The following is a 22,704-nucleotide window of genomic DNA, read 5'->3' on the forward strand; positions in this document are numbered from 1 at the left end:
CTGCGCTCCGGTGCCCGCACGAGTTGTGACGTTCATGATGAGCGGCCACTCCGCTTCGCTCCGTACCGCTCATGCTGCGATCGCCCTCTCCAGTACCTGGTCTTCGGTGGTGCCCTCCGACGGCAGCTCGCCGGCGATCCGGCCGGCGTTCATGACCAGGACGCGGTCGGTGGCGCCGAGCACCTCGGTGAGGTCGGAGGAGATGAGCAGCACGGCCAGCCCGGCGCGGGCCAGCTCGTCGACGAGCCGGTAGATTTCGACCCGGGTGGCCATGTCGACGCCGCGGGTCGGCTCGTCGAGGATGAGCACCCGCGGCCCGGTGAGCAGCCACTTGGCGAGCACGACCTTCTGCTGGTTGCCGCCGCTGAGGCGCACCGCCGGCATCGCCGCGCAGTGCGGGGGCCGGATGTCGAGCCGGCCGATCATGGCCTCGGCGTCGCGGCGCTGCCGGGCCCGGTCCAGCAGCGGGCCGCGGCGGGCGGTGCGCCAGGTGGCCAGGCCGATGTTGTCGCGCACGGTGAGGCCGAGCACGAGGCCGCTGCCGGCCCGGTCCTCGGTGACGAGCGCGAGCCCGGCCCGGATCGCCGCCGCCGGGGTGGGCTGCGCGCCCTCGCCCGCGGCCGGCGGGCTCGCGCCGAACAGGCACGCGGCCAGCTCGCTGCGGCCGGAGCCGACGAGGCCGAACAGGCCGACGATCTCGCCCGCGCGGACCTCGAACGTCACGCCGTCGAACTCTCCGGGCCGGGTGAGGCCGTCGACGCGCAGCCGCGGCTCGCCGGGCGCGGGGCGGCGCGGCGGGTAGATGCGCTCGATCTGCCGGCCGGCCATCAGGCGTACGAGATCGGCTTCGCTCGTGGCTCCTGGATCCGGCGTGGCGACGACCGTGCCGTCCTTGAGCACGACGATGCGGTCGGCGAGGTCGAGCACCTCGGCGAGGCGGTGCGACACGTACAGCACCAGCACGCCCCGGTCGCGCAGGCGCCGCACGAGGGCGAAGAGGGCGTCGAGGTCGGCGCCGGCGAGGACCGCGGACGGCTCGTCGAGGATGAGCACCCGCGGGTCGCTGACGAGGGCCTTGGCGATCTCGACCATCTGCTGGCGGGCGACCGGCAGCCGCCCGGCCCGGGTCCGCGGGTCGATCATGCCGAAGCCGGCCGCGTCCAGCAGCTGCCGGGCGCGGCGGTGCGCGGCCGGCCAGTCGATGAGCCCGAGGCGGCGGGGGAAGTTGCCCATGAGCAGGTTCTCGGTGACGGACAGCTCCGGCACGAGGGACAGCTCCTGGTACACCGTGCGGATCCCCAGGTCGTGGGCGTCGTGCGGCGAGCGCAGCGCCACGGCGGCGCCGCCGAGGGCGATCTCGCCGCCGTCGGCCGGCAGCGCCCCGGCGAGGATGCGGATGAGCGTGGACTTGCCGGCGCCGTTGGCCCCGACGATCGCCAGCACCTGGCCCGGCTCGGCGTCGAAGTCGACGCCGTGCAGCACCTCCACGCCCGCGAACGCCTTGCGCACCCCGCGCAGGCGGAGACTCACCGGAACGCGTCCATCACGATGATCGTCTTCTGGCGGGTGAGGTCGAGGGCGGTGTCGTGGATGCCCTCGCGGTACCCGCCGGTGTCCTTCGTCCCGCCGAAGGGCAGGTTCTCGGCCCGCAGGGCGGTGGAGCCGTTGACGACGACGCCGCCGACGTCGAGGCGCCGCGCGATGTCGAACGCCCGGCCGATGTCGCGGGTGAACACGGCGGCCTGCAGCCCGTACGGCGACGCGTTGGCCATCGCCACCGCCTCGTCGACGTCGTCGAACCGCGCGACGGGGGCGACCGGGCCGAAGATCTCCTCGGCGAACGCGGGGCTGTCGGCGGGCACGTCGACGAGGACGGCCGGTTCGACGAACGCGCCGTTGCGCCCGCCGCCGGCCACGAGCCGGGCGCCGTCGCCGACCAGGGTCCGTACCGCGGCCGCCACCCGTTCGGCGGCCGGCTCCGCGATCAGCGGCCCGACGTCGGTCGGCTCGAGCAGCTGGTCGCCGACGACGAGCTTCGCGGTCTGCGTGAGCAGGGCGTCGACGAAGGCGTCGTGGATCAGCGACTGGACGTACACCCGCTTGACCGCGCAGCAGATCTGGCCGTTGCCGCGGGCCAGCCGGCCCAGCACCACGGCGCGGGCGGCCTGCTCGGGGTCGGCGTCGGCGCACACGATGAGCGCGTCGTTGCCGCCGAGCTCGAGGCAGACCTTCTTCAGCGTGGCCGCGCCGAGCCGGGCGATCTCCCGGCCTGCGGCGGTGCTGCCGGTGAGGCTGACCGCGGCGATGCCGGGGTGCGCGGCGAGGGCCTGCGACAGGGCGGCCCCGCCGAGCACCACCTGGTGCGCGTGCTTCGGCGCCCCGGCCAGCTGCACCAGCTCGGCCACGCGCAGCACCGCGAGGGGGCAGCGCAGCGGCGGCTGGACGACGACGGGGTTGCCGGCGGCGAGGGCGGCGGCGGCCTTGTGGGCGTACAGCTCGACGGGGTAGTTGAACGGCACGAGCGCGGCGACGACGCCGAGCGGCTCGCGGACGGTCACCGCGAGGTGGCGCTCCAGCCCGGGCACGGCGTCCAGCGGGATCTGGCGGCCGAAGAGACGGGTGGCCTCGCCGGCGTACCCGCGGAAGATGCGCACGGCGGCCTGCACCTCGCCGCGGGTCTGCTGGATCGGCTTGCCGTTCTCGGCCGCGAGCAGCCGTGCCAGGTCCTCCAGCTCGGACTCGATGAGGTCGGCGACGCGGCGCAGCAGCCCTTCGCGCTCGTGCGCGGCCAGGGCCGCCATGGCCTGTCGTCCCTCGCCCGCGGCCCGGGCGACGATCGCGTCGACCTGCCCGGAATCGTGCTCGACCACCTCGCCCAGCGGCTCTCCGGTCCCCGGATTGCGCACGCTGATGACGGGCATGGCGCCCCCTCGTTCCTCGTCGTCACGGATGTCCGCGTGCGGGCGCGCCGATTCGCTGCACGAATAGATCAGGCGGTCCGCCGGTGCCGTCCGGCGAGTGAACAGTGGAACGTGAGGGTTGGTGGTCAATGTACCCGGCGGGCCCGCAAACGCTCAAGTCCCTCGATCCATGCGGCGATTTGCGGTTGGCGGGCGTACGCGGTCGAATGCATTACATGGGTGTGATTCGGGTCGGTACGGCCTCGTGGGCGAACCGCCGGCAGCTGGCGTCGGGCTGGTACCCGCGCCCGGTGCGCACCGCGGCCGGGCGCCTGGCCCACTATGCCGCCCGCTTCGACGTGGTCGAGGCCGACACGAGCCTGTACGCGATCCCGGCGCCCGAGATGACCGAGGCGTGGGCGGCCGCGACCCCCGCCGGATTCACGTTCGACGTCAAGGCGTTCGGGCTGCTGACGGGGCACCCGACGGCGCTGGCCGCGTTCCCCGCCGACCTGCGCCCTGACGGCGTGGACGTGACCACCCGGCTGCGCCGCGGCGACCTGCCGATCGAGGCGATCGACGAGCTGTGGCACCGCTTCCACCAGGCCCTCGACCCGCTGGAGGAGGCCGACCGGCTCGGCGCGGTGGTGCTGGACTTCCCGGGCTGGCTCGCCTACGGGCCGGGCGCCCGCCGCCGCGTCCTGGACACCGTCGAGCGCTGCGCACACCGCCGCGCCGCGGTCGAGCTGCGCCACCCGTCGTGGTTCGAGGGCACGCGGGCCGCCGAGACGCTGCTCATGCTGCACGAGGCCGGCGCGTCGTTCGTCTGCGTGAGCGACCTGCACGGCCTGTCGGTCACGGCCGAGCCGGCGCTGGTGCGCATCGAGGACGGCCCGGGCTCGCCGGGGGAGGGCGAGGATGAGCGGCGGCTGGCCGACTGGGCGGACCGGCTGCGCCACCTGGCCGCGGACGCCGATGAGGTGCACGCGCTGGTCGACACGCGCGAGGCACACCGCGACGCCGAGCGCCTGGCCGACCTGGTGGCCCGGCGCCCGTCGCGGCCGGGGCTGCGGGCCGTGTAGCGCGACCGGGCCGTCAGGGGCAGTTGCGGCTCGTGCGGGTCTGGTCGGGGGACTGGGGCCCGGCCGTGCGCAGCGGGCCCGTCGCCGCGCTGCCGTCCGACGTGATCCCGGACGGTACGCCGTCGAAGACCGCCTCCACCTTGTCCTGCACGCCGCGGGTGTGCTTCGGGTCGCGGGTGTCGTCCAGCTGCTCGTAGTGCAGGTGGTCGACCGTGGTCGAGCCGGTGTGGCCGACCTGGCCCAGCTGCTGGCCCTGGCGCACGCGGTCGCCGGTGCGCACCAGCGGGGCGGCGGCCAGGTGGCCGTACTCCGTGAACCAGCCGCCGCCGTGGTCGATGATCACGCCGTAGCCGAGGCCGCCGCGGGTCCCCGACGTGCCGGGGGCCGCCTGGGCGCCGTTCTCCAGCGTCGCGCTCCAGCCGGCCCAGGTGACCGTGCCGGCCGCCGAGGCGAGCACGCTGCGGCCCCCGGTGTCGCCCTGCACCGCGAAGAAGTCGATGTCGTAGTCGTCGTGCCCGGGGTACGTCGTGAGCCGCCACGTCTCGCCGCACGGGAACGGCAGCTGGAAGGCGGGCCGGGGGCCCGGCTTCGGCGGCGGGGGTGACGGGCGGTGGGTGAGGACGAAGTAGGACACGACGGCGCAGCCGGCGATGATCGACAGCATCGTCCAGCGGTACACGCTGCGGGCGCTCATCCGCTCCTGTCCCAGGAAACGTTCAGGTTGGGCCGGTAGCCTCGGCAACCGGCGAGGGGAGTATCTCCCAACGGCCGCTCCGGTCAGCACGAGCCGCCCCAGTGCGGCTTCCCGGTCGGCCACCCGTCCCGGCGGGCGAGAGAGACCTCGAACGAGTGCATGCTGCGTTCGAGGGGGTCCGATCATGACCGAGTCCATCGCGTCGCCCGCGCTGTGGGCGGTGACCGTCGCCGTGCTGCTGGGGCTGCTGGCGCTCGACTTCGTGCTCACGCGCCGCCCGCACGACGTGCCGATGCGCGAGGCGGTCGGCTGGTCGGTCTTCTACCTGGCGCTGCCCGCCGCGTTCGGGGCGTACGTCTGGCTGGCCCACGGCGGCACCGCCGGCGTCGAGTTCTTCACCGGCTACGTCGTGGAGAAGTCGCTGTCGGTCGACAACCTGTTCGTCTTCATGCTGCTGCTCGGCGCCTTCGCGGTGCCGGCGGCGCTGGCCCAGCGGGTGCTGCTGTACGGCATCGTGGGTGCGCTCGTGCTGCGCGGCATCTTCATCGCGCTCGGCGCCGCGCTGCTGTCGGCCGGGACGTGGGCGTTCCTGCTGTTCGGCGCCGTGCTCATCGTGACCGCGGCCAAGGTGCTGCGCGACGCGCTGCGCGGCGGCGAGCACCAGGTCGACCCCGGCTCGATGCGCGGCACGCGGCTGCTGCGCCGGCTGATGCCGGTCACCGACGAGTACCACGGCGCCCGCCTCACCGTGCGCCGGGCCGGGCGGCGGGCGCTGACCCCGATGGCGCTCGTCGTCGCCGCGGTGTTCCTCACCGACGTGGTGTTCGCCGTGGACTCGGTGCCCGCGGTGTACGGCGTGACGAGCGACCCCTACCTGGTCTTCGCCACGAACGCGTTCGCGCTGCTGGGCCTGCGCGCGCTGTACTTCGTGCTGCGCAACGCCCTGGCGAAGCTGCGCCACCTCAACCACGGCCTGGCGGTCATCCTGGCGTTCATCGGCGCCAAGCTCGTGCTGCACTGGGCGCACACGGTCTGGCCGTCGGTCCCGGACGTGCCGACCCCGCTGTCGCTGCTCGTCATCGTGGCGACCCTGGTCGCGGTGACGGCGTCGAGCCTGCTGGCCAACCGGCGCGACGCCGCCGCGGCGGCCGCCGGTCAGTAGGCGTCCATCGGCGCCTCGACGATCCGCCCGGTGGGCTTGGCCACCGCGGCGGTGCTGGGCCCGGTGACGGTCAGCGTGCCCTGGCTCGGCCCGGCGTCCACCGCCATCGTGACCGTGACGGCGCCGAGCCCGCCGCCGGCGGCGAACGTCACGGTCACCGGCACGTGCCCCGCCGCCTCGGCCGACGGCAGCATCGTGGCGAGCACCTCGGCGAGCTTCTTCGGCCCGGCCGGCACCAGCGGCGCGATCGCGGTCAGGTCCAGCTCGGCGCTGCAGGACGCGGCCGCCGCCGCGGGGCTGACGCACTTCGGCAGCACCGCGAGGTAGGCCAGCAGCGCCATGGGGAACGCGACGCTCAGCTGGTTCTGTCCCGGCGCGAACTTGAGCACGCTCAGATGCAGCCAGACGTTCGGCTCGACCCGCGCCCAGACGTCGGTGCCGATGACCGTGAGCTCGTCCTGGCCCATCGTCATCCGGGCCCCGCCGCTGCGCGCGTCGTAGACCCCGGACGCCGGGCCGAACGTGAACGCGAACCCGGCCGCCGTCGTCTTCTGCAGGGCTGCCCGCAGGTCGGCGGTCCGGTCGAAGGCGGTCGGCTGCGGCGACGCCGTCGCGGTGGTCGCGGCCGCGGTTGTCGGGGCCGCGGCCGGCTGCACTGTGACGTCGTCGTCGCAGCCGGCGAGCAGCGCCAGGATCAGGGCCGCGGCGGTCAGGTACCTCATGTCGATCTCTCCCCGTGTATGAGCCGCAGCATCATAAACGGGGCGGCGCGGCGGGCCCGCAGGGGACCGCCGCGCCGTCGACCCCCGCCAGGGTCAGCTGGGACTGCAGGAGACGGTCGGCCAGGTGCGGTTGCCGTTGGTCTGGATGGTGACGCCGAACGTGTTGCCGCTGCCGTTCGGTTTGGCCACCATCACCTGCGCGCTGGGCCAGGTCGCGTTCGTGTTCCAGGTGGCGATGATCTTCTCGGGGGTCGGGACGTTCATCGTGACCGTCCACGTGTTCGAACCGCTCACGGTGACGTTGAGGTTGTAGCGGTCGCTCCACGACTGGCCGGCGGAGAGGCTCGCCGTACAGCTGCCGCCGCCTCCGCCACCGCCGCCCCCTCCGCCCCCGCCGGTCCCGGTCGGGGCGACGGCGCGGCCGGTCTGCGGGGAGATCATGCCCGCGCACAGGCCGCGGCTCGCGAGGCCCTGCGCGATGCGCGGGATGGCGGCCAGGGTGTTGGCCGGCCACTCGTGCATCAGGATGATCTGCCCGTTGGTGAGCCGGGCGTTGGCGGCCACGATCGCGTCGACGCTCGCGCCGTTCCAGTCCTGCGAGTCGACGTCCCAGATGATCTGGGTCAGCCCGTACTTCGCCTCGACGGACTGCAGGGTGCCGTTCGTCTCGCCGTACGGCGGGCGGAACAGCTTCGGGGTGCCGCCGCCGGCGTTGGCGATCGCCTGCTGGGTGCGCGAGACCTCCGAGTCGATCTGTGCCTGGCTCTGCTGGATCAGGTGCGGGTGCGTGTAGCTGTGGTTGCCGACCCACATGCCGGCGGCGACCTCGGCCGCGACCTGGCTCGGGTAGGCGGCGGCGTACTGGCCCTCGTTGAACATCGTGGCCTGCAGCCCGTTCTGCCGCAGGGCGTTGAGGATCGCGGGCGTGTGGTCGTTGGACGGGCCGTCGTCGAAGGTCAGCCCGACGTAGCCGTTGCAGGTCGCGGCGAGCGCGGGTGCGGCCGCGGCGACGCCGGCGGTGTGCGTGGCGGCCGCGGTGCCCGGCAGGGCCACCGCGGCCGTGACCAGCGCCGCGGCGCAGGCGCCGGCCAGCAGGCCGGCCCGGTGGCGCAGTCGAACGGGGACGTGCATGCGCGCTTCCTCCTCGTGCGCGAATGGCGGGAGGCCCAGGCGGGGCGGCACGGTGCGGCACGGCGTGGGCGCAGCGGTCATGGCGGGTGACCGGGTCGGCGGCCGTCGAGGCTCGTCGATGGCGCCAATATTGGACCGGCCACTCGGGCCTGTCAATGTTTTCCGGAAGCCTTTCAGCGCGTTTCCGGCTGTTCCTGGTGGATGTACACCCGTATCGTGCAACCGTGAGCCAGGGGAATTCCGGAAACCTTGCGGCGGTCGCGCGGGCGGCCGGGGTGTCGGTGCCAACCGTATCGCGGGTGCTCAACGGTCGCGCCGACGTGTCGCCGGGGACCCGCGAGCGCGTCGAGGCGATCCTGCGCGAGCACGGGTACCGCCGCCGGGTGCCCGGGCGCTCCTCGTCGGGCCTGCTCGACCTCGTGTTCAACGACCTCGACAGCCCGTGGGCGGTCGAGATCATCCGCGGGGTGGAGGAGGCCGCCCACACCGCGGGCATCGGCACCGTCGTCTCCGCCATCCACGGCGAGGCCGCCTCGGCCCGGCAGTGGCTGTCGAACCTGCGGGCCCGGGCCACCGACGGCGTCATCTTCGTGACCTCCGACGTGACCCCGCCGCTGCACGCCGAACTGCGCCGCCTCGACATCCCGCTCGCCGTGGTCGACCCGGCCGGCGGGCCGGTCAACGACGTGCCGACGATCGGCGCGACCAACTGGGCCGGCGGCCTGGCCGCGACCGAGCACCTGCTGGCGCTCGGGCACCGGCGCATCGGCTTCATCGCCGGGCCGAAGCGGCTGCTGTGCAGCCGGGCCCGCCTCGACGGCTACGGCGCGGCGCTGGCCGCGGCCGGCGTCGAGGCCGACCCGGAGCTCATCCAGCCCGGCGACTTCTACCACGAGTCCGGCTGCGCCGGCGCGGACGCGCTGCTGCGCCTGGACCGGCCGCCGACCGCGATCTTCGCGGCCAGCGACCAGATGGCGTTCGGCGTCTACGAGGCGGTGCGCCGCCGCGGTCTGCGCGTGCCCGACGACGTGTCCGTGGTCGGCTTCGACGACCTGCCGGAGAGCCGCTGGGCATCGCCGCCGCTGACCACTGTGCGCCAGCCGCTGGCCGAGATGGGCCTGCTCGCCGCCCGCACCGTGCTGCGCCTGGCCCGGGGCGAGGACATCGAGACGCCGCGGATGGAGCTCGCGACCTCGCTCGTCGTGCGGGAGAGTACGGTCACAGCCTGACCCGTTGCGCCGGTTTGCATCGAAGGTTGACAGTGGAGGCGTGAACCGTTTCAACCGCTGGATCGCCCGGCGGGCGGCGCGGGACGACGCGGCGCTCGTCGCCGAACTGGTCGCGGCCGGCCGCACGCCGGCTCGGCCCGGCTGGCACCTCACGCGGGCCTTCGTCGTCGCGGCCGCGGTGCTGGTCCAGATCGTCGCCCTCGGCTCGCTCGCGCTCGGCGCGTGGCTGTGCGTGCGGCACTTCCCGAGCTACACGCTGCTGCCGGGCGTGGCGCTGCTCGCCTTCGGCGTGGTGCTGCTGCCGCGGCCGCCGGGCCTGCCGCGGTACGCCACCCGGTTGCACCGCCGCGACGCGCCGCACCTGTTCGCGTTCGTCGACCGGGTCGCCGAGCGGGTCGGGGTGCCCGCCCCGGGCCTCATCGTCGTCGACGACCGCTTCGCCGCCGACGGCGCGACCACGGGCGTGCTGCGCCGCCGCTACCTGCGGCTCGGCGCGCCGCTGCTCGCGGTCCTCGACGCCGATCAGCGCGCCGCCGTCGTGGCCCACCAGCTGGCGCACTTCGACAGCGGCGACCCGCTGCGCGGCGGTCCGGCCGCCGCCGTCGACGAGAGCCTGTCGGCGCTGGTCCTGCTGTTCGAGCCGCGCCCACCCGCCACCATGCGGGCCACGAACGATCCGCAGCTCCTGCGGGCGAGCCTGGCCACCGGCGGGTTCGGCAAGCTCGGTGGCGTGGCCGCCGACGTCTGGTACGCCGAGGTCCTCCTGCGCCCCGTCCTCGCCGTCCTGCAGTGGCTGTCGGTGCTGGTCCGGCTGGCCGTCGTCGGCGCGGCCCGGTCCGACGTGCACCGGGCCGAGTACCGCGCGGATGCGGTCGCCGCCGAGGTCGCCGGTTCGGCGGCCGCGCTCGAGGCCGTGTCGCTGCTCGCGGCCCGGGAGCCGGTGCTCACCGTGCTGCGCCGGCACGTGCGCGCCGGGGGCAGCGACCGGCCCGACCCCGAGGCGTGGCGGGCCCTCGCCCGCTCGGTGCTGGAGCACGGCGTCGCCGAGTCGGCGCCGGACGCCTCGCCGTTCGCCGGTCATCCGCCGCCGGCGTACCGGATGCGGCTCCTGCGGTCGCTGCCGGATCACCCGGCGCCGCCGCGGGACGACGCCGGCTGCGCCGGGGTGGACGCCGAGCTGGCGGGGGAGTTCCGGCGGATGGCGCGGGACCTGCGGTACGGCTGAGGCTCACGCGGCGAAGCGCGCCTCCAGCGCGGCGAGGACGTCGCGGCCGACCAGGTCGGCCGGGCGCATCGCGTCGACGGACAGCAGCCGCCCGCGCAGCGAGTACCAGGCCCGCAGCGGCGCCGTCGTGCGGTGGTAGAGGCCCAGCCGCTCCCGGATCACCGGCGCGGTGTCGTCGCTGCGCCCGCCGGTCGCGCCCCGGGCCAGCAGCCGCCGGGTCAGCTCCTCGTCATCGGCCCGCAGGTGCAGCGCGACGTCGGGCTCCAGGCCGTGCTCGGCGCCGAGGCGCTCCAGGCGGTGCGCCTGCTCCACCGTGCGGGGCAGGCCGTCCAGGACGTAGCCGGCGGCGCCGGTCAGCGCGTGGCCGAGCGCGTCGAACAAGACGTCGTCGGGGACCAGCGCGCCGCGGTCGAGGTGGCGGCGGGCCGCCCGGCCGATGGCGGTGCGGCGGGCCACGTGGCCGCGAAGGATGTCGCCGGCGGCGATGTGCGGGATGTGGAAGTGGGCGGCGATCCGCGCGCCCTGAGTGCCCTTGCCGGCACCGGGGGCGCCGATCAGCAGGACTCGCATGCATCGTCTCCTGGTCGGGATGGCGATCGGTCGGGTGAACGCGCTCGACGCTACGGGCGGCGTACCGGCCCTCCATCGGCACAACTGCCGAACCCGGCCGCGGCGGCCTGCGTAGGCGGGTCCGCCTACGCGCTACGGTCGGACGGGTGCTGGAGCAAGAGGTCGCGCCGGCATTCACGCCGCTGCTGCGCAACAAGCTCGTGCCGCCGCGGCTGTGGCCCGGCTACCTCGACCGCCCCGCGCTCGTCGACCAGCTGGCCGAACGCGCGGTGCCGGGCCGGCTCGCCTTCGTCGGCGCCCCGGTCGGCTGCGGCAAGTCGACCCTGCTGGCGCTGCTGGCCCGGCGCATCGCCGCCTCGGGCCACCTCGCCTGGTACAGCCCCGACGCCGGCGACAACACCGTCACCTCGTTCTGGGCGTACGTCATCGCCGCCCTCACCGACGCCGTCGGCGATGCCGCGAGCCGGGCCGGGCGGGTCCTGGCCGCGCCCGGCACCACGGTGCCCGGCGACGTCCTGCCCACGCTGATCAACGACCTCACCGTCCTCGACCACCCGGTCACGCTGGTCATCGACGACTACGACCTCGTCGCCGCGCCGGCCATCCACGCGACCCTCGGGTTCCTCGTCGAGCACCTGCCGCCGTCGCTGAGCCTCGTCGTGGCCAGCCGCCACGAGCCGCCCGCCGAGTGGCCGACGAGCCGCCTGCGGGCCCGCAACCTGCTGGTCGACCTCGGCCCGCAGGAGCTGCGGCTCACCCGCGAGGAGGCGGCCCGGCTGCTGGCCCAGGAGATCGGCGCGCCGCTGCCCGAGGCCGACCTCGACCTGCTCTACGAGCGCACCGAGGGCTGGTGCGCGGGGCTGCACCTGGCGGCGCTGTCGCTGCGCGGACGGCCCGACGTCCACCAGGTCGTCGAGGCGTTCTCCGGCGCCGACCGCAACATCGCGGAGTACCTCATGGCCGAGCTCCTGGGCCGCGAACCGGCCGCCGTGCGCACCTTCCTGCGCCGTACGGCCATCCTCAACCGGTACTGCGCCGAGCTGTGCGACCAGGTCACCGGCGGTCACGACGCGGCCGAGATCCTGCGCCGGGCCGAGCGGGACCACCTGTTCCTCGTCGCGCTGGACAGCCACGGCACGTGGTTTCGCTATCACCGCCTGCTGCGCGACATCCTGCTGGGCGAGCTGCGGGCCACCGAGCCGGAGCTGGTGCCGCAGCTGCACCGGCGGGCCGCGGCCTGGCTGCAGGCGCACGGCCTGGCCGCGGAGGCGGTCCGTCACGCCGTCGCCGCCGGCGACCCCGACACCGCCGGGCGGCTCATCCGCGCCAACTTCTTCCGCGTCGCCAACGACGGCGACGTGGCCGCGGTGCTGTCCTGGTTCGACGCGATGGGCGGCGCGATCCTGCAGGCCGACGCCCGCCTGCTCATCGCCCGCGCGATGACCGCGGTGCTGGCCGGCGACTTCGACGGCGCCGCGGCGTGGCTGGAGGAGGCCGGCTCGTCGCCGCGCCGCAACGACCGGCTGCGGGCCCGGATCGAGGCCAAGAAGGCGATGCTGCGGCAGTTGCGCGGCTACGCCGCGGGTGATGTGGGGCAGGCGCGGCGCTGGTCGCGCAGCGCGCTGTCCGACCTTCCTCGAAGCGATGTCTGGTACAGCCTGTCGCTGGTCCACGCCGCTTACGCCGACCGGCGCCGGGGCGAGGACGACGCCGCGGTGCATGCGCTGCGCCGGTGCCTGGCCCGGGCCGAGGCGACCGGCAACCACCTGCTGACGGTGCAGGCCAAGGGCGGGATGATGCTGACGTACTGCAGCCTCGGCCGCCTCGACGCGGCCCGCGAGTGGACCGAGCGCACCGCCCGCGACGAGCGCTGGCGGCGCCTCGACGAGCACTGCTCGACCTACTCCCGGCATTACGTCGCCGGCTGGCTGGACCTGGCCGAGGGGCGCCCCGACACCGCCGAGCCGCGCCTGCGCCGGGCGCTGGAGCTGGCCCAGCGCGGCCCGTACCGCATCGAGCTCGTCGAGGTCCTCGCCGCCCTGGCCGAGGCCCGCGACCGGCTGGGCGAGGACGACTCCGCGGCCGCGCTGCGCGCCCGGGCCCGGCGCATCCTGGCCGCCTGCCCCGAACCGGGCCGGCTGCTCGCCCCGGCCGGTACCGAGCGCCCCGTGCTCGCGGACGGCGACGGCCTCACGGAGCGCGAGCGCATGGTGCTCGGCATCCTCGCCGAGGGCCTCACCAGCGCGCAGATGGCCCGGCGCCTGCACGTGAGCGAGCGCACGATCGCCGCACACCTCCGGGCGATCTATCGCAAGATCGGCGTGCGCAACCGGGCCGCCGCGACCCGGTACGCGCTGGACCACCATCTGACACCGGGGCCGTAGCGAATGTCCGCAATCGGAACCTGGTGACCGGCGCCCCGGCGCGCTCGGTCATGATTGGCCCATGACGGTGGACCGCACGCGCGCCGAACGCCTGGGCGACCTCCTCACCGCCTGGGTCGACCGGCTCCCGCCGCGGGTGCGCCGGTTCGTGCCGCGGGAGCTGGCCGGGTTCGCGATGCTGGGCGGCTTCACGTTCGCCATCGACCTGGCCGTCCTGGCCATGCTGCGGCACTGGACGCACCTGCCGATCGCGGTCGCGGTCGCCATCGCCTACATCGGGGCGTTCACGCTCAACTTCATGCTCAACCGGACCGTGAACTTCCGCTCGCACGCGCCGGTGGGCAAGCAGTTCCTGCGCTACGCGGTGGTCATGGTCGGCGACTTCCTCATCACCGTCGTGGTGACCACCGCGCTGACGATGCTCGGCCTGGACTTCCGCATCGCGCGGGTGCTGGCCTCCGTCTTCGTCGCCGTCTTCACCTACACGGCGTCGCGCTGGTGGGTCTTCCGCGACCGCCCGGTCCCCGCGCCGGCCGTCGCCGTCGAGGACTCCGATCCGGACCTGGACGCGGTCGGCGGACCGGTCGCCTGAGGGTGCCCCCACGGGTCGGGAAGTTTCGCGTAATCTCTGCGTGCTTCCGTACCCCGTGATCAATGAATGAGGCCCCCTCCATGAGCCAGACCTTCCCGTCGCCGGCCCAGCAGTACGCCGGCGCCCAAGCGGTGCGGTGCCGCTTCTGCGGCTGCGTGCCGGCGGTGCAGACGACGTTCCGCGGCCACCAGGGCATGATCATCCTGATGCGGTTCCTGAGCCTGCAGGGCCCGTTCTGCCGCGACTGCGGCCTGGCGACGTTTCGCAGCATGACGTCGAAGACGCTCATCCAGGGCTGGTACAGCTACGGCTCGATCATCGCGGCCCCGATCACGATCCTCATCAACCTGTTCCGGCGCGGCAAGGTCGCCAGCCTGCCGGCGCCGCAGCCCGCCGCCGACGGCAGCGGCCAGCGCCCGATGGACCCGGGCAAGCCGCTGCTGGCCCGCCCGATGTCCATCATCGGCCTGTGCATCCCGGTCGCGCTGTTCGTACTGTTCGTGGTCGCCGTGACCCTGGACGGCAGCTCGTCCTAGACCGCCAGGAGGCGGTCGAGCAGGCGGTGGTACTGCTGCACCGCGTCGCGCTTGCCCTCGGTGCTGTCCGAGCCGCGGGCGCCGGCGCGGGCCAGCTGCTCCTCGCGCTCGTGGACGTTGTCCGCCAGGGACTGCACGGCCTCGTCGAGCAGCTGCCGGGCCTCGGCGACGGTCGCGGTGGGGTCCTCGACGAACCGGGTCTGCATCTCGTGCCAGCGCTGCCGTAGCTGCTCGGCCTGCCCCGGATCCCAGATGCACGTGCTCTCGCTGCTCGCGGCGGCCGGCTCCGGGCTCGCCTCCTGGGTCGGCTGCGTGCCCGGCGGGGCCGCCTGCGGGGCCGTCGGCGCCGGCGCCGGCGCCGGCGGCGGTGTGGTGGCCTGCGTTGCCGGTTGCGGGGCGGGCTGCCCCGGCGCCTGCGGGGTGGCCGGCGGCATCGGGATCGCGGTGCCCGGCGTGGTCTCGGTCGGGCGCTGCTCCTGCATGGCGGGTCCGCCTTTCCAGAGAGATTGCGTGGTCAGCCGTGGCGGGGTACCGGCCCGCCGCCGCGGGGGTCGCCGACCAGGTCGGCGAACAGGATGCGGTAGTGCATCAGCGCCTGCCGCAGCTGCTCGGTCGAGGCCTGGCCGCGCTCGTTGATCTGGTTGATCTCGTGGGCGTCGCGGTAGTGGCCCAGGGTCTCGGCGTGTTCGACGCTGAGATCCTGGACCTGGGTGTCGAAGTCGCCGACCGGGTAGCCGCGCTCGGCCATCACGAGCGTCACGAGCTCGTCCGCCTCCCGGGTGGCCGCCTCCGGCTGCTCGACGAAGTGCGCCTGCGTCTGCTGCCACTGCTCGGCGTACCGTTGCCGCTGCTCGGGCTCGAGTTCCTTGAGCTGCAGTCCGGCGTGGCGCCGCTCCCGCCCCTGCAGGTCGCGCTCCGCCGCCCGGCGGCTGGGCTGCTCGGCGACGGCCCGGTCGTACTCCGGCCCGAAGCGCCGCCGCAGGTCTCGCGAGCGCCGATACCGCCCGACGGCCATGACGACGGCCGCGGCGATGATGAGCACGATCACGATGACGGCGAGTGTGGTCGTGACAGACGACATGGCGGCTCCCTCCGACGCTTCCGGTACGAACGCTAGCCCGCACCGACGTCCCCGCCCTCACCCGCCGATCATGTGCGCCACTCTGCCGCTCTGTGCGTTCGCGGGCGTTCGCTCTGTGCGTGCGTGCGCGGGCGTTCGCCTCGCCCGCGTCGATGGCTGGGGTGCTTACCTAGTTTCCTAGGATGCGGTGCGCCATGTGAGCCGGGCGTTTTTGTCGTACCCCGCTGGCAGGATCAGAGGCATGGACATCGACCTCGACGCCGCCGTGGCGTTCATGACGACGCACGCCCGCGTGCTCGACCGGCGGCGGCTGCAGTTCGCCCTGGGTCACGCCACCGCCGACGACGTGCTCGCCGCGCTCGATGCCTACCGCAACCCCGACGGCGGCTACGGCTGGGGCCTGGAGCCCGACCTGCGCTCCACGACGAGCCAGCCGGTCGGCGCCATGTGCGCGCTGGAGGTCCTCGCCGACCTGCCGGACACCACGAGCCGCCGCCCGATCGAGCTGCTCGACTGGCTCGCCGCCCACACGTTCGCCGGCGGCGGCGTGCCGTTCGCGCTGGGGTTCCCCGACACCGAGGGCAGCGCTCCGCACTGGGTCGGCGCCGACCCGGCGGTGCCGACGCTGCAGATGACGGCACAGCTCGCCGCCCAGGCCCACCGCCTCGCCCGGCACCGCGCCGACGTCGCCGAGCATCCGTGGCTGGCCGCCGCGACCGGCTACTGCCTCGACGAGATCGAGCGCACCGAGGAGGCCCCGCACGCCTACGTGCTGATGTTCGCCATGCACTTCCTGGACGCGGCCGCCGCCCGGGTGCCGCGGGCCGGGCAACTGCTGGAGCACCTGAGCCGGTTCGTGGTCCGCGACGGGCCGACCCCGGTCGCCGGCGGCGCCGAGGGCGAGGTCCTGCATCCGCTCAGCTTCGCCCCGCACGCCGACGGGCCGGCCCGCGCCATGTTCGACGCCGCCACGGTGCGGGCCGAGCTGTCCCGGACCGCGGCCGGGCAGCGCGAGGACGGCGGCTGGACGGTCGACTTCACCGCGTTCTCGCCGGCCGCCGCGATCGAGTGGCGGGGCTTCGCGACGCTGCAGGCTTTGGCGGCGCTGCGCGGCGCGTCGCTGTAACGGTCCGGACGGCCGACGTCACCACGCGCTGCGCAACGCCGACGGCAGGCCGCAGCCGCCGGCCGGGGCGCAGTCCACCGCGGCCGTCGCCGGCCCGTCGCCGTCCTCGCCCGCCGCGCCGCGGCGCCGCCGCCCGCCCGCCGTCGTCCTCGCTCGCCTGCCGCGCCGCCCGACCGTCGCGCCACCCGCTCGCCCGCCGCGCCGCCCGCTTGCCCGCCGTCGTCCTCGCCCGCCGCCTGCTTGCCCGCCGTGCCGCCCGCTTGCCCGCCGTGCCGCCCGCTTGCCCGCCGTCGTCCTCGCCCGCCGCGTCGCTCGCCCGCCGTCGTCCTCGCCCGCCGCGCCGCTCGCCCGCCGTCGTCCTCGCTCGCCTGCCGCGCCGCCCGACCGTCGCGCCGCTCGCCCGCCGCGGCGCCTGCTCGCCCGCCGCGGCGCCCGCTCGCCCGCCGCGCCGCTCGCCCGCCCCCCTCGATGGCTTCCGCGATCGCGTGGCGGGGCTTTGCGACGCTGCAGGCTTTGGCGGCGCTGCGCGGCGCGGCGCTCTAACGGCCGGACGGTCGATGTCGCCGTGTTCTCGGCGGCCGCCGCGACCGAGCGGTGTTGCGCGGCGCGTCGGTGTGGCGGCTGGTCGGTTTGGCTTCGCGGCGCCGGTTGCCGTAAGCGGTGTCGGCAATCCGCTACAGGCGGGCGGCGGAAACGGGCGGCGCCTAGATTGCGGCGCATGAGGGCGCTGTTACCGATGGTGATCGTGGGCGGGTTGCTGCTGGCCGGATGCTCGTCCGGCGACAAGGGCGAGCCGGCCGCGCCGGTCGCCGCTGGACCGGGGGCGGCGACCGGTGCGCCGGCGTCGGCCGCGGCGTCGTCGCTCGGGGTCGACGATCTCGACCAGGACGGTACGCCGGACCCGGACTGCGGGCAGCAGGACTTCGGCGCCGGGCTCGTGCTGCGCATCCCGTGCACGATCCCCAACCCCAACGACCCGGACGACGGGACGCGGCTGGTGAAGGACTCGCTGTACCGGCTGCCGTCCTATGACGCGGACCTCACCGGGATCTCCGGGTCGCTGGTCACGGCCCGCGCCACCGACGGGAAACGCGTCGTGATCTTCGTGTTCAACAGCGACAACCTGTTCGCCACCGGCAGCGACAGGCTCGGTGACAACAACACGCTCGACCCGGTCGTGGCGCTCATCAACGCGAAGTTCGCCGGGGGTGCGATCCAGGTCCGCGGGCACACCGACAAGACGGGTACGGCCTCGAACAACCAGGCGCTGTCGGAGCGGCGGGCCGCGACCGTGCGGGACTACCTCACCGGGCACGGCGTCAAGGCCGGGCAGGTCAGCGCGGCCGGGCTGGGCAGCAGCCAGCCGCTGGTCGAGGAGACCAACCCGGACGGCTCGCCGAGCCTCGCCGGTCGCGCGTTCAACCGCCGCGTCGAGCTCGCCATCCGCCTGCCCTAAGACTCCAGGCGCTGGGACCGTGGCGCCGGGAACGTCGCGCGGTGCTGCTGTTCGGCTGCGCTGCGGGTGCCGGCCGGGAGCAGCGGCCGGGCCTCAGGGGTGGCCCGGGGCGAGCTGCACCTGTTCCGCAACTTCGGCGATGTCAACGCGGCGGTCGGCGTGCCGACGGTACGTTCGGTGCGGCCGGCTGGCGGGCGCGTGGACGAGAGCGGGCACGGGTGCCACGATCGCAACTCAGGCGGCGCGCCGCGCTCATCGGCCTGGCCGCGGTGCTGCTGGCGCTGACCGGCGTGAGCGTCGTCGGCACGGTCGCCACCCGTAACGCGGCCCGCGCGGCGCAGACCGCCACGTCGCTGGCGGAGTCGTACCACATCGCCCGTGACGCGGTGGCGCGCGAGGAGATCTACGAGCAGCAGTACCGCATCGAACCCGAGCGCCGTGCCCGCGCCCAGCATGCCGAGGCGGCCGCGCACTTCCAGGCGGCGCTGGACCAGATCCAGGCTCGCGGCAATGCTCACGACCGGGCCCTCGTCGTGCAGGCCCGGATCCTGCAGCCGCTGTACCTGGCCTCGGTCGAGAAGCTGTTCGCCGCCGTCGACCACGCCAACCCGGCCGAGATCTTCCGGCTCAACCGCGACGAGGTGGACCCGGCGGCATACCAGATCGACTTCATGCTGCAGGAGGCGACGGCCGAGCACGTGGCCGCGGCCGCGGAGGCCAACACCCGCCTGAACCAGGTCGAGCATGTCGTGTTCCTCGCGACGGTGTCGACGTTCGGGGTGGGGCTGGCGATGATCGTGGCGTTCTCCGCGATCGCGGTGGGGTACCAGCGGCGGCTTGTGCGCCAGGCGACCGAGAGTGCGCACCGCGCAACCCATGATCCGCTCACCGGGCTGCCCAACCGGGCGCTGTTCACCTCCCGGACCACCGAGGCTTTCGAGGGTGAGCCGTCGGTGCTCATGCTCGACCTGGACCGGTTCAAGGAGGTCAACGACACCCTCGGCCACCACTACGGGGACGAGCTGCTGCGCCAGGTCGCCAGGCGCGCCACCGGCGCGGTGCGGACCGGCGACACCGTCGCGCGGCTGGCCGGGGACGAGTTCGCGATTCTGCTGCCCGACACCGGCAGTGAAGACGCGGTGCAGCTCGCCCAGCGCGTGCAGGCCGAGCTGCACCGCAGTTTCGTCCTCGGCGACGTCACCGTCGACATCGAGGCGAGCATCGGCGTCGCCTCCGCCCCGCAGGACGCCGCGAGCGCCGACGAGCTGCTGCGCTGCGCCGACATCGCGATGTACGCGGCGAAGGACGCCAAGACCGGCACGGTCGCCTACCGGCCGGCGATGCACGCGGAGGACAGCAGCCGGCTGCTGCTGCTCGGCGACCTGCGCCGGGCGCTGGAGACCGAGGACCAGATCACGCTGCACTACCAGCCGAAGGTGCGCCTGAGCGACGGCGGGCTCAGCGGTGTGGAGGCGCTCGTGCGCTGGCAGCACCCGGTGCGCGGGCCGATCGCCCCGAACGACTTCATTCCGGTCGCCGAGACGACCGGACTGATCAACCGCCTGACGTTGTACGTCCTGCGCCGCGCCCTGGCGCAGACCCGGGCCTGGCTCGACGCGGGCCGGGAGGTGCCCGTCGCCGTGAACCTCTCGCCCCGGTGCCTGCTCGACCCGGCCCTGGTGGAGCACGTCACGCGGCTGCTGGGCGAGCACCGGGTACCAGCCGCGCTGCTGCGCCTGGAGGTCACCGAGTCGGCCGTCATGGCCAACCCGGCGCAGGCCACGGCGACGCTGCGGCAGCTGCACGACCTCGGTGTACACCTGTCGATCGACGACTACGGCACCGGGTACTCCTCGATGGCGTACCTCAAGCAGCTGCCCGTCGACGAGCTCAAGGTCGACCGTACGTTCGTGCAGCACATGGACACCGACCACGACGACGCCGTCCTGGTGCGGGGCGCGATCGAGCTCGGCCACAACCTGGGCATGACCGTCGTCGCCGAGGGGGTGGAGGGCAGCGCCCACGTCGACGCGCTGCACGAGCTGGGCTGCGACATCGCGCAGGGCTTCCACTACGCCCGGCCGATGCCGGCCGAGCAGCTCGACGCCTGGCTGGAGTCCCGGGTACTGGTCGTCCGGCCGTAGCGTCGGGTCCCGGCCAAGGGGTTGCGGGGCAGCGGTGGCAACCGGTTGACAAAGGCGGTCCCGGGGCGGTCGGATGGAGCGCACCCGCCGCCGACCCGCAAGGGACTCGCATGATCATCGATCGGGCCGAAGTCATCGTCACCAGCCCCGACCGCAACTTCGTGACGCTGAAGCTCACCACCGACGACGGGCTCACCGGGCTCGGCGACGCCACCCTCAACGGGCGCGAGCTGTCCGTGGTCAGCTACCTGCGCGACCACGTCGTGCCGCTGCTCATCGGCCGCGACGCCGGGCGCATCGAGGACACGTGGCAGTTCCTGTACCGCAGCGCGTACTGGCGGCGCGGGCCGGTGACGATGGCGGCCATCGCGGCCGTCGACGTGGCGCTGTGGGACATCAAGGCCAAGGCGGCCGGGATGCCGCTGTACCAGCTGCTCGGCGGCGCCTCCCGGGCCGGGCTGCTCGCCTACGGCCACGCCTCCGGCCGGGACCTGCCGGAGCTGTTCGACAGCGTGCGCAAGCACCAGGAGCTGGGGTTCCGGGCGATCCGCATCCAGTCCGGGGTGCCGGGCCTCAACCGCATCTACGGCATCGCCTCCAACGTCGCGTTCGACGCCAACGCCGGCGTGCGCTACGACCACGAGCCCGCGCAGCGCGGCGTCCAGCCGGCCGAGGAGGACTGGGACACCCGCGCGTACCTGCGGCACCTGCCGACCGTGTTCGAGGCGGTGCGCTCGGAGTTCGGCCCGGAGGTGCCGCTGCTGCACGACGCCCACCACCGGCTCACCCCGATCCAGGCGGCGAAGCTGGGCCGGTCGCTGGAGCCGTACGACCTGTTCTGGCTCGAGGACTGTACGCCGGCGGAGAACCAGGAGGCGCTGCGTCTCGTGCGCAGCCACACCGTGACGCCGCTGGCCATCGGCGAGGTGTTCAACACCGTCTGGGACTACCAGCTGATCATCCGCGAGCAGCTGATCGACTACGTGCGCTCCGCGGTCACGCACACCGGCGGGATCACGCACCTGCGCAAGATTCTCGACTTCGCGGCGCAGTACCAGATCAAGTCCGGCATGCACGGCCCGACCGACATCTCGCCGGTCGGCATGGCCGCGGCGCTGCATCTGGGGCTCGCGATCCACAACTTCGGCATCCAGGAGTACATGCTGCACGGCTCGCGCACCGACGCCGTGTTCCAGCAGTCGTTCACGTGGTCGGGCGGGCTGCTGCATCCGGGGGACAAGCCGGGGCTCGGCGTCGAGTTGGATGTCGACGAGGCGGGCAAGTACCCGTACGAGCAGGCGTACCTGCCCTTCAACCGGCTCGCCGACGGCACGGTCCACGACTGGTGACGTTCTCGCTCCCGGATCACGCTCCGCCCGGGTGCGTCGGGCGCCGGAACTTCGCACAGCCCTCACGCACATCGGCGCATCGCGGCCGCGGGCGCGGCCAGCCGGGGCCGCACCGCCTCGTTCGTCCGGCCGTGCTCGGTCCCGCATGACCGGGCGGCCGAAGCTGGGCGATCGTCCCGGTCCGCTGGGCGAGGCCGGGCGCACGCGACCTGCCCGGTTCGCTGTATCGGACATATGCCCCGTCGGGAGAAAAATCCGATAAGTCGTGGCGCGCCAGCGCCCGACTTATCGGTCGGCACGTTCAGCGGCGTGACGTTGAGCCGCGCGGTACGAACTCCGTCGACAGCGGGGCCTGCTTCGGGGGCGGCTCGCCGGCGGTCAGCGCGATCAGCCGCCGCACCGCCCCGCCCCCCAGCGCGCCCAGCGGCGCCCGGATTGTGGTGATCGGCGGCGAGGTGAAGTCCGAGCCGAAGATGTCGTCGAAGCCGACGATGCTGAGCCGGTCCGGCACCGCCACGCCCGCGTCGCGGCAGGCGTGCAGCAGGCCGATCGCCATGAGGTCGTTGTAGGCCAGCACGGCGCTCGCCCCGCTGGCCAGGACGCGGCGCAGGGCCGACGCGCCGCCCTCCATCGTCGGGGCGCCGGGGCCGATCTCCACAATGGACAGGCCGCGGCGCGGGGCCTCGTCGAACACGATGTCCCAGCGGGCCTGGCTCATCCACGACGCGGCCGGGCCGGACAGGAAGACCGCCGAGCGGTGGCCGGCCCCGGCGAGGTGGGCCAGGGCGGCGCGGATGCCGGGGGCCACGTCGGGGACGAGGCACTCGACGCCGGCGACGGCCCGGTTGACGGCGACGACCGGCTTGCGCGCGGCCAGCGCGCGGATCTCGGCGTCGTCCAGGCGCGAGGCGACGAGCACGAAACCGTCGACGGACGGCACGAGGCGGTCGGCGGTGTGCCGCTCCAGTTCCGGCGACTCCTGCGACTCGGCGAGCACCAGCGTGCGGCCGTGCTCGGCGGTGACGCGCTCGGCGCCGCGGATCAGGTCGAACCACACCGGGTTGGTGATGTCGGACAGGATCAGGGCGAGGGTTCCGGTCCGTCCGGTCGGCAGGGCCCGGGCCAGGGGATTGATCCGGTACCCGAGCGCCTCGGCCGCCTCCCGGATGCGCTGCTCGGTCTTGGCGTTGGTGCGGCCGGGCTTGTGCAGCGCGCGGGACACGGTCGACGGGCTGACGCCGAGCGTCCGGGCGATGTCGTAGATCGTCGTCGGCGAGCGGCGGGCGGGTCCGTCCTCGGCCACAGGAGCACTCCAGAAAAC

Annotated in this window: 20 protein-coding genes; 11 read left to right on the top strand and 9 right to left on the bottom strand. The window is 74.3% G+C overall.

All coding sequences use genetic code 11. From position 1 onward, the window contains the following. Positions 1-69 precede the first annotated feature (69 nt). Together ACQEVU_RS23220 and ACQEVU_RS23225 are read right to left on the bottom strand one after the other, a co-directional pair. Positions 70-1,530: a sugar ABC transporter ATP-binding protein gene (locus tag ACQEVU_RS23220; protein ID WP_433326847.1), complete on the bottom strand. Its 1,461-nt coding sequence runs from the start codon at positions 1,528-1,530 to the stop codon at positions 70-72. Continuing rightward, complete coding sequence (locus ACQEVU_RS23225) at positions 1,527-2,921, bottom strand: aldehyde dehydrogenase family protein (protein WP_433326849.1); 1,395 nt, start codon at positions 2,919-2,921, stop codon at positions 1,527-1,529. The genes ACQEVU_RS23220 and ACQEVU_RS23225 overlap by 4 nt, the downstream gene beginning before the upstream one ends. A 215-nt stretch (positions 2,922-3,136) precedes the next feature. Between ACQEVU_RS23225 and ACQEVU_RS23230 the strand changes: the two genes are divergently transcribed. Then, entirely contained in the window at positions 3,137-3,982 is an 846-nt protein-coding gene (locus tag ACQEVU_RS23230; protein ID WP_433326851.1) for a DUF72 domain-containing protein, read from the top strand. A 13-nt stretch (positions 3,983-3,995) separates the two neighbouring features. Here ACQEVU_RS23230 and ACQEVU_RS23235 read toward each other — a convergent pair whose 3' ends face one another. Then, positions 3,996-4,676: a M23 family metallopeptidase gene (locus ACQEVU_RS23235; RefSeq protein WP_433326853.1), complete on the bottom strand. Its 681-nt coding sequence runs from the start codon at positions 4,674-4,676 to the stop codon at positions 3,996-3,998. 184 nt (positions 4,677-4,860) lie between these two features. Between ACQEVU_RS23235 and ACQEVU_RS23240 the strand changes: the two genes are divergently transcribed. Continuing rightward, positions 4,861-5,838: a TerC/Alx family metal homeostasis membrane protein gene (locus ACQEVU_RS23240; protein ID WP_433326855.1), complete on the top strand. Its 978-nt coding sequence runs from the start codon at positions 4,861-4,863 to the stop codon at positions 5,836-5,838. Here ACQEVU_RS23240 and ACQEVU_RS23245 read toward each other — a convergent pair. Beyond that, on the bottom strand, positions 5,832-6,560 hold the full coding sequence (locus tag ACQEVU_RS23245) for a hypothetical protein (protein WP_433326857.1): 729 nt from the start codon (positions 6,558-6,560) through the stop codon (positions 5,832-5,834). The genes ACQEVU_RS23240 and ACQEVU_RS23245 overlap by 7 nt on opposite strands. A 93-nt stretch (positions 6,561-6,653) precedes the next feature. After that, entirely contained in the window at positions 6,654-7,691 is a 1,038-nt protein-coding gene (locus ACQEVU_RS23250; protein WP_433326859.1) for a polysaccharide deacetylase family protein, read from the bottom strand. Positions 7,692-7,915: 224 nt separating this feature from the next. On the opposite strand from ACQEVU_RS23250, the gene ACQEVU_RS23255 reads away from it, so the two are divergent. Then, a complete protein-coding gene (locus ACQEVU_RS23255; protein WP_433326861.1) occupies positions 7,916-8,920 on the top strand; it encodes a LacI family DNA-binding transcriptional regulator in 1,005 nt (334 codons plus the stop codon). Between the two features lie 40 nt (positions 8,921-8,960). Further along, the gene (locus ACQEVU_RS23260) at positions 8,961-10,145 is read left to right on the top strand and encodes a M48 family metalloprotease (RefSeq protein WP_433326863.1); all 1,185 of its coding nucleotides are present in this window, start codon (positions 8,961-8,963) and stop codon (positions 10,143-10,145) included. Between the two features lie 3 nt (positions 10,146-10,148). Here ACQEVU_RS23260 and ACQEVU_RS23265 read toward each other — a convergent pair whose 3' ends face one another. Continuing rightward, positions 10,149-10,715 carry an adenylate kinase family protein gene (locus tag ACQEVU_RS23265; RefSeq protein ID WP_433326865.1) on the bottom strand — a complete coding sequence of 189 codons (567 nt, stop codon included), beginning with the start codon at positions 10,713-10,715 and terminating at the stop codon, positions 10,149-10,151. 146 nt (positions 10,716-10,861) lie between these two features. Between ACQEVU_RS23265 and ACQEVU_RS23270 the strand changes: the two genes are divergently transcribed. From ACQEVU_RS23270 to ACQEVU_RS23280, 3 genes are all read left to right on the top strand, one after another. After that, on the top strand, positions 10,862-13,099 hold the full coding sequence (locus ACQEVU_RS23270) for a LuxR C-terminal-related transcriptional regulator (protein ID WP_433326867.1): 2,238 nt from the start codon (positions 10,862-10,864) through the stop codon (positions 13,097-13,099). 61 nt (positions 13,100-13,160) lie between these two features. Beyond that, positions 13,161-13,691 carry a GtrA family protein gene (locus ACQEVU_RS23275; RefSeq protein WP_433326869.1) on the top strand — a complete coding sequence of 177 codons (531 nt, stop codon included), beginning with the start codon at positions 13,161-13,163 and terminating at the stop codon, positions 13,689-13,691. Positions 13,692-13,771: 80 nt separating this feature from the next. After that, positions 13,772-14,227, top strand: a complete 456-nt coding sequence (locus ACQEVU_RS23280) for a hypothetical protein (protein WP_433326871.1) — start codon at positions 13,772-13,774, stop codon at positions 14,225-14,227. Here ACQEVU_RS23280 and ACQEVU_RS23285 read toward each other — a convergent pair. Both ACQEVU_RS23285 and ACQEVU_RS23290 read right to left on the bottom strand, forming a co-directional pair. After that, entirely contained in the window at positions 14,224-14,709 is a 486-nt protein-coding gene (locus tag ACQEVU_RS23285) for a hypothetical protein (protein ID WP_433326873.1), read from the bottom strand. The two genes, ACQEVU_RS23280 and ACQEVU_RS23285, sit on opposite strands and share 4 nt — an antisense overlap. A 32-nt stretch (positions 14,710-14,741) precedes the next feature. Next, complete coding sequence (locus tag ACQEVU_RS23290) at positions 14,742-15,308, bottom strand: hypothetical protein (protein ID WP_433326875.1); 567 nt, start codon at positions 15,306-15,308, stop codon at positions 14,742-14,744. A 241-nt stretch (positions 15,309-15,549) separates the two neighbouring features. Here ACQEVU_RS23290 and ACQEVU_RS23295 point away from each other — a divergent pair, with 241 nt between their 5' ends. From ACQEVU_RS23295 to manD, 4 genes are all read left to right on the top strand, one after another. Continuing rightward, complete coding sequence (locus tag ACQEVU_RS23295) at positions 15,550-16,434, top strand: hypothetical protein (RefSeq protein WP_433326877.1); 885 nt, start codon at positions 15,550-15,552, stop codon at positions 16,432-16,434. Positions 16,435-17,152: 718 nt separating this feature from the next. Continuing rightward, on the top strand, positions 17,153-17,890 hold the full coding sequence (locus ACQEVU_RS23300; protein ID WP_433326879.1) for an OmpA family protein: 738 nt from the start codon (positions 17,153-17,155) through the stop codon (positions 17,888-17,890). Positions 17,891-18,108: 218 nt separating this feature from the next. Then, positions 18,109-20,034: a putative bifunctional diguanylate cyclase/phosphodiesterase gene (locus tag ACQEVU_RS23305; RefSeq protein WP_433326881.1), complete on the top strand. Its 1,926-nt coding sequence runs from the start codon at positions 18,109-18,111 to the stop codon at positions 20,032-20,034. Between the two features lie 110 nt (positions 20,035-20,144). Next, positions 20,145-21,383 (top strand): D-mannonate dehydratase ManD, encoded by a 1,239-nt coding sequence (manD, locus tag ACQEVU_RS23310; RefSeq protein WP_433326883.1) that lies wholly within the window; start codon positions 20,145-20,147, stop codon positions 21,381-21,383. A gap of 301 nt (positions 21,384-21,684) precedes the next feature. On the opposite strand, the gene ACQEVU_RS23315 is transcribed toward manD, so the two are convergent. Continuing rightward, a complete protein-coding gene (locus ACQEVU_RS23315) occupies positions 21,685-22,686 on the bottom strand; it encodes a LacI family DNA-binding transcriptional regulator (protein ID WP_433326885.1) in 1,002 nt (333 codons plus the stop codon). Between the last annotated feature and the right edge of the window lie 18 nt (positions 22,687-22,704).

It is taken from the genome of Dactylosporangium sp. CA-139066 (assembly GCF_050936175.1).
Taxonomy (GTDB): Bacteria; Actinomycetota; Actinomycetes; order Mycobacteriales; family Micromonosporaceae; genus Dactylosporangium.

Bases quoted from the DNA above. Each gene is read 5' to 3' on its own strand.
- ACQEVU_RS23245 (WP_433326857.1), bottom strand. From the start codon at position 6,560: ATGAGGTACCTGACCGCCGCGGCCCTGATCCTGGCGCTGCTCGCCGGC.
- manD (WP_433326883.1), top strand. From the start codon at position 20,145: ATGATCATCGATCGGGCCGAAGTCATCGTCACCAGCCCCGACCGCAAC.
- ACQEVU_RS23225 (WP_433326849.1), bottom strand. From the start codon at position 2,921: ATGCCCGTCATCAGCGTGCGCAATCCGGGGACCGGAGAGCCGCTGGGC.
- ACQEVU_RS23300 (WP_433326879.1), top strand. From the start codon at position 17,153: ATGAGGGCGCTGTTACCGATGGTGATCGTGGGCGGGTTGCTGCTGGCC.
- ACQEVU_RS23290 (WP_433326875.1), bottom strand. From the start codon at position 15,308: ATGTCGTCTGTCACGACCACACTCGCCGTCATCGTGATCGTGCTCATC.
- ACQEVU_RS23240 (WP_433326855.1), top strand. From the start codon at position 4,861: ATGACCGAGTCCATCGCGTCGCCCGCGCTGTGGGCGGTGACCGTCGCC.
- ACQEVU_RS23275 (WP_433326869.1), top strand. From the start codon at position 13,161: ATGACGGTGGACCGCACGCGCGCCGAACGCCTGGGCGACCTCCTCACC.
- ACQEVU_RS23250 (WP_433326859.1), bottom strand. From the start codon at position 7,691: ATGCACGTCCCCGTTCGACTGCGCCACCGGGCCGGCCTGCTGGCCGGC.
- ACQEVU_RS23235 (WP_433326853.1), bottom strand. From the start codon at position 4,676: ATGAGCGCCCGCAGCGTGTACCGCTGGACGATGCTGTCGATCATCGCC.
- ACQEVU_RS23230 (WP_433326851.1), top strand. From the start codon at position 3,137: ATGGGTGTGATTCGGGTCGGTACGGCCTCGTGGGCGAACCGCCGGCAG.
- ACQEVU_RS23280 (WP_433326871.1), top strand. From the start codon at position 13,772: ATGAGCCAGACCTTCCCGTCGCCGGCCCAGCAGTACGCCGGCGCCCAA.
- ACQEVU_RS23285 (WP_433326873.1), bottom strand. From the start codon at position 14,709: ATGCAGGAGCAGCGCCCGACCGAGACCACGCCGGGCACCGCGATCCCG.
- ACQEVU_RS23265 (WP_433326865.1), bottom strand. From the start codon at position 10,715: ATGCGAGTCCTGCTGATCGGCGCCCCCGGTGCCGGCAAGGGCACTCAG.
- ACQEVU_RS23295 (WP_433326877.1), top strand. From the start codon at position 15,550: ATGGACATCGACCTCGACGCCGCCGTGGCGTTCATGACGACGCACGCC.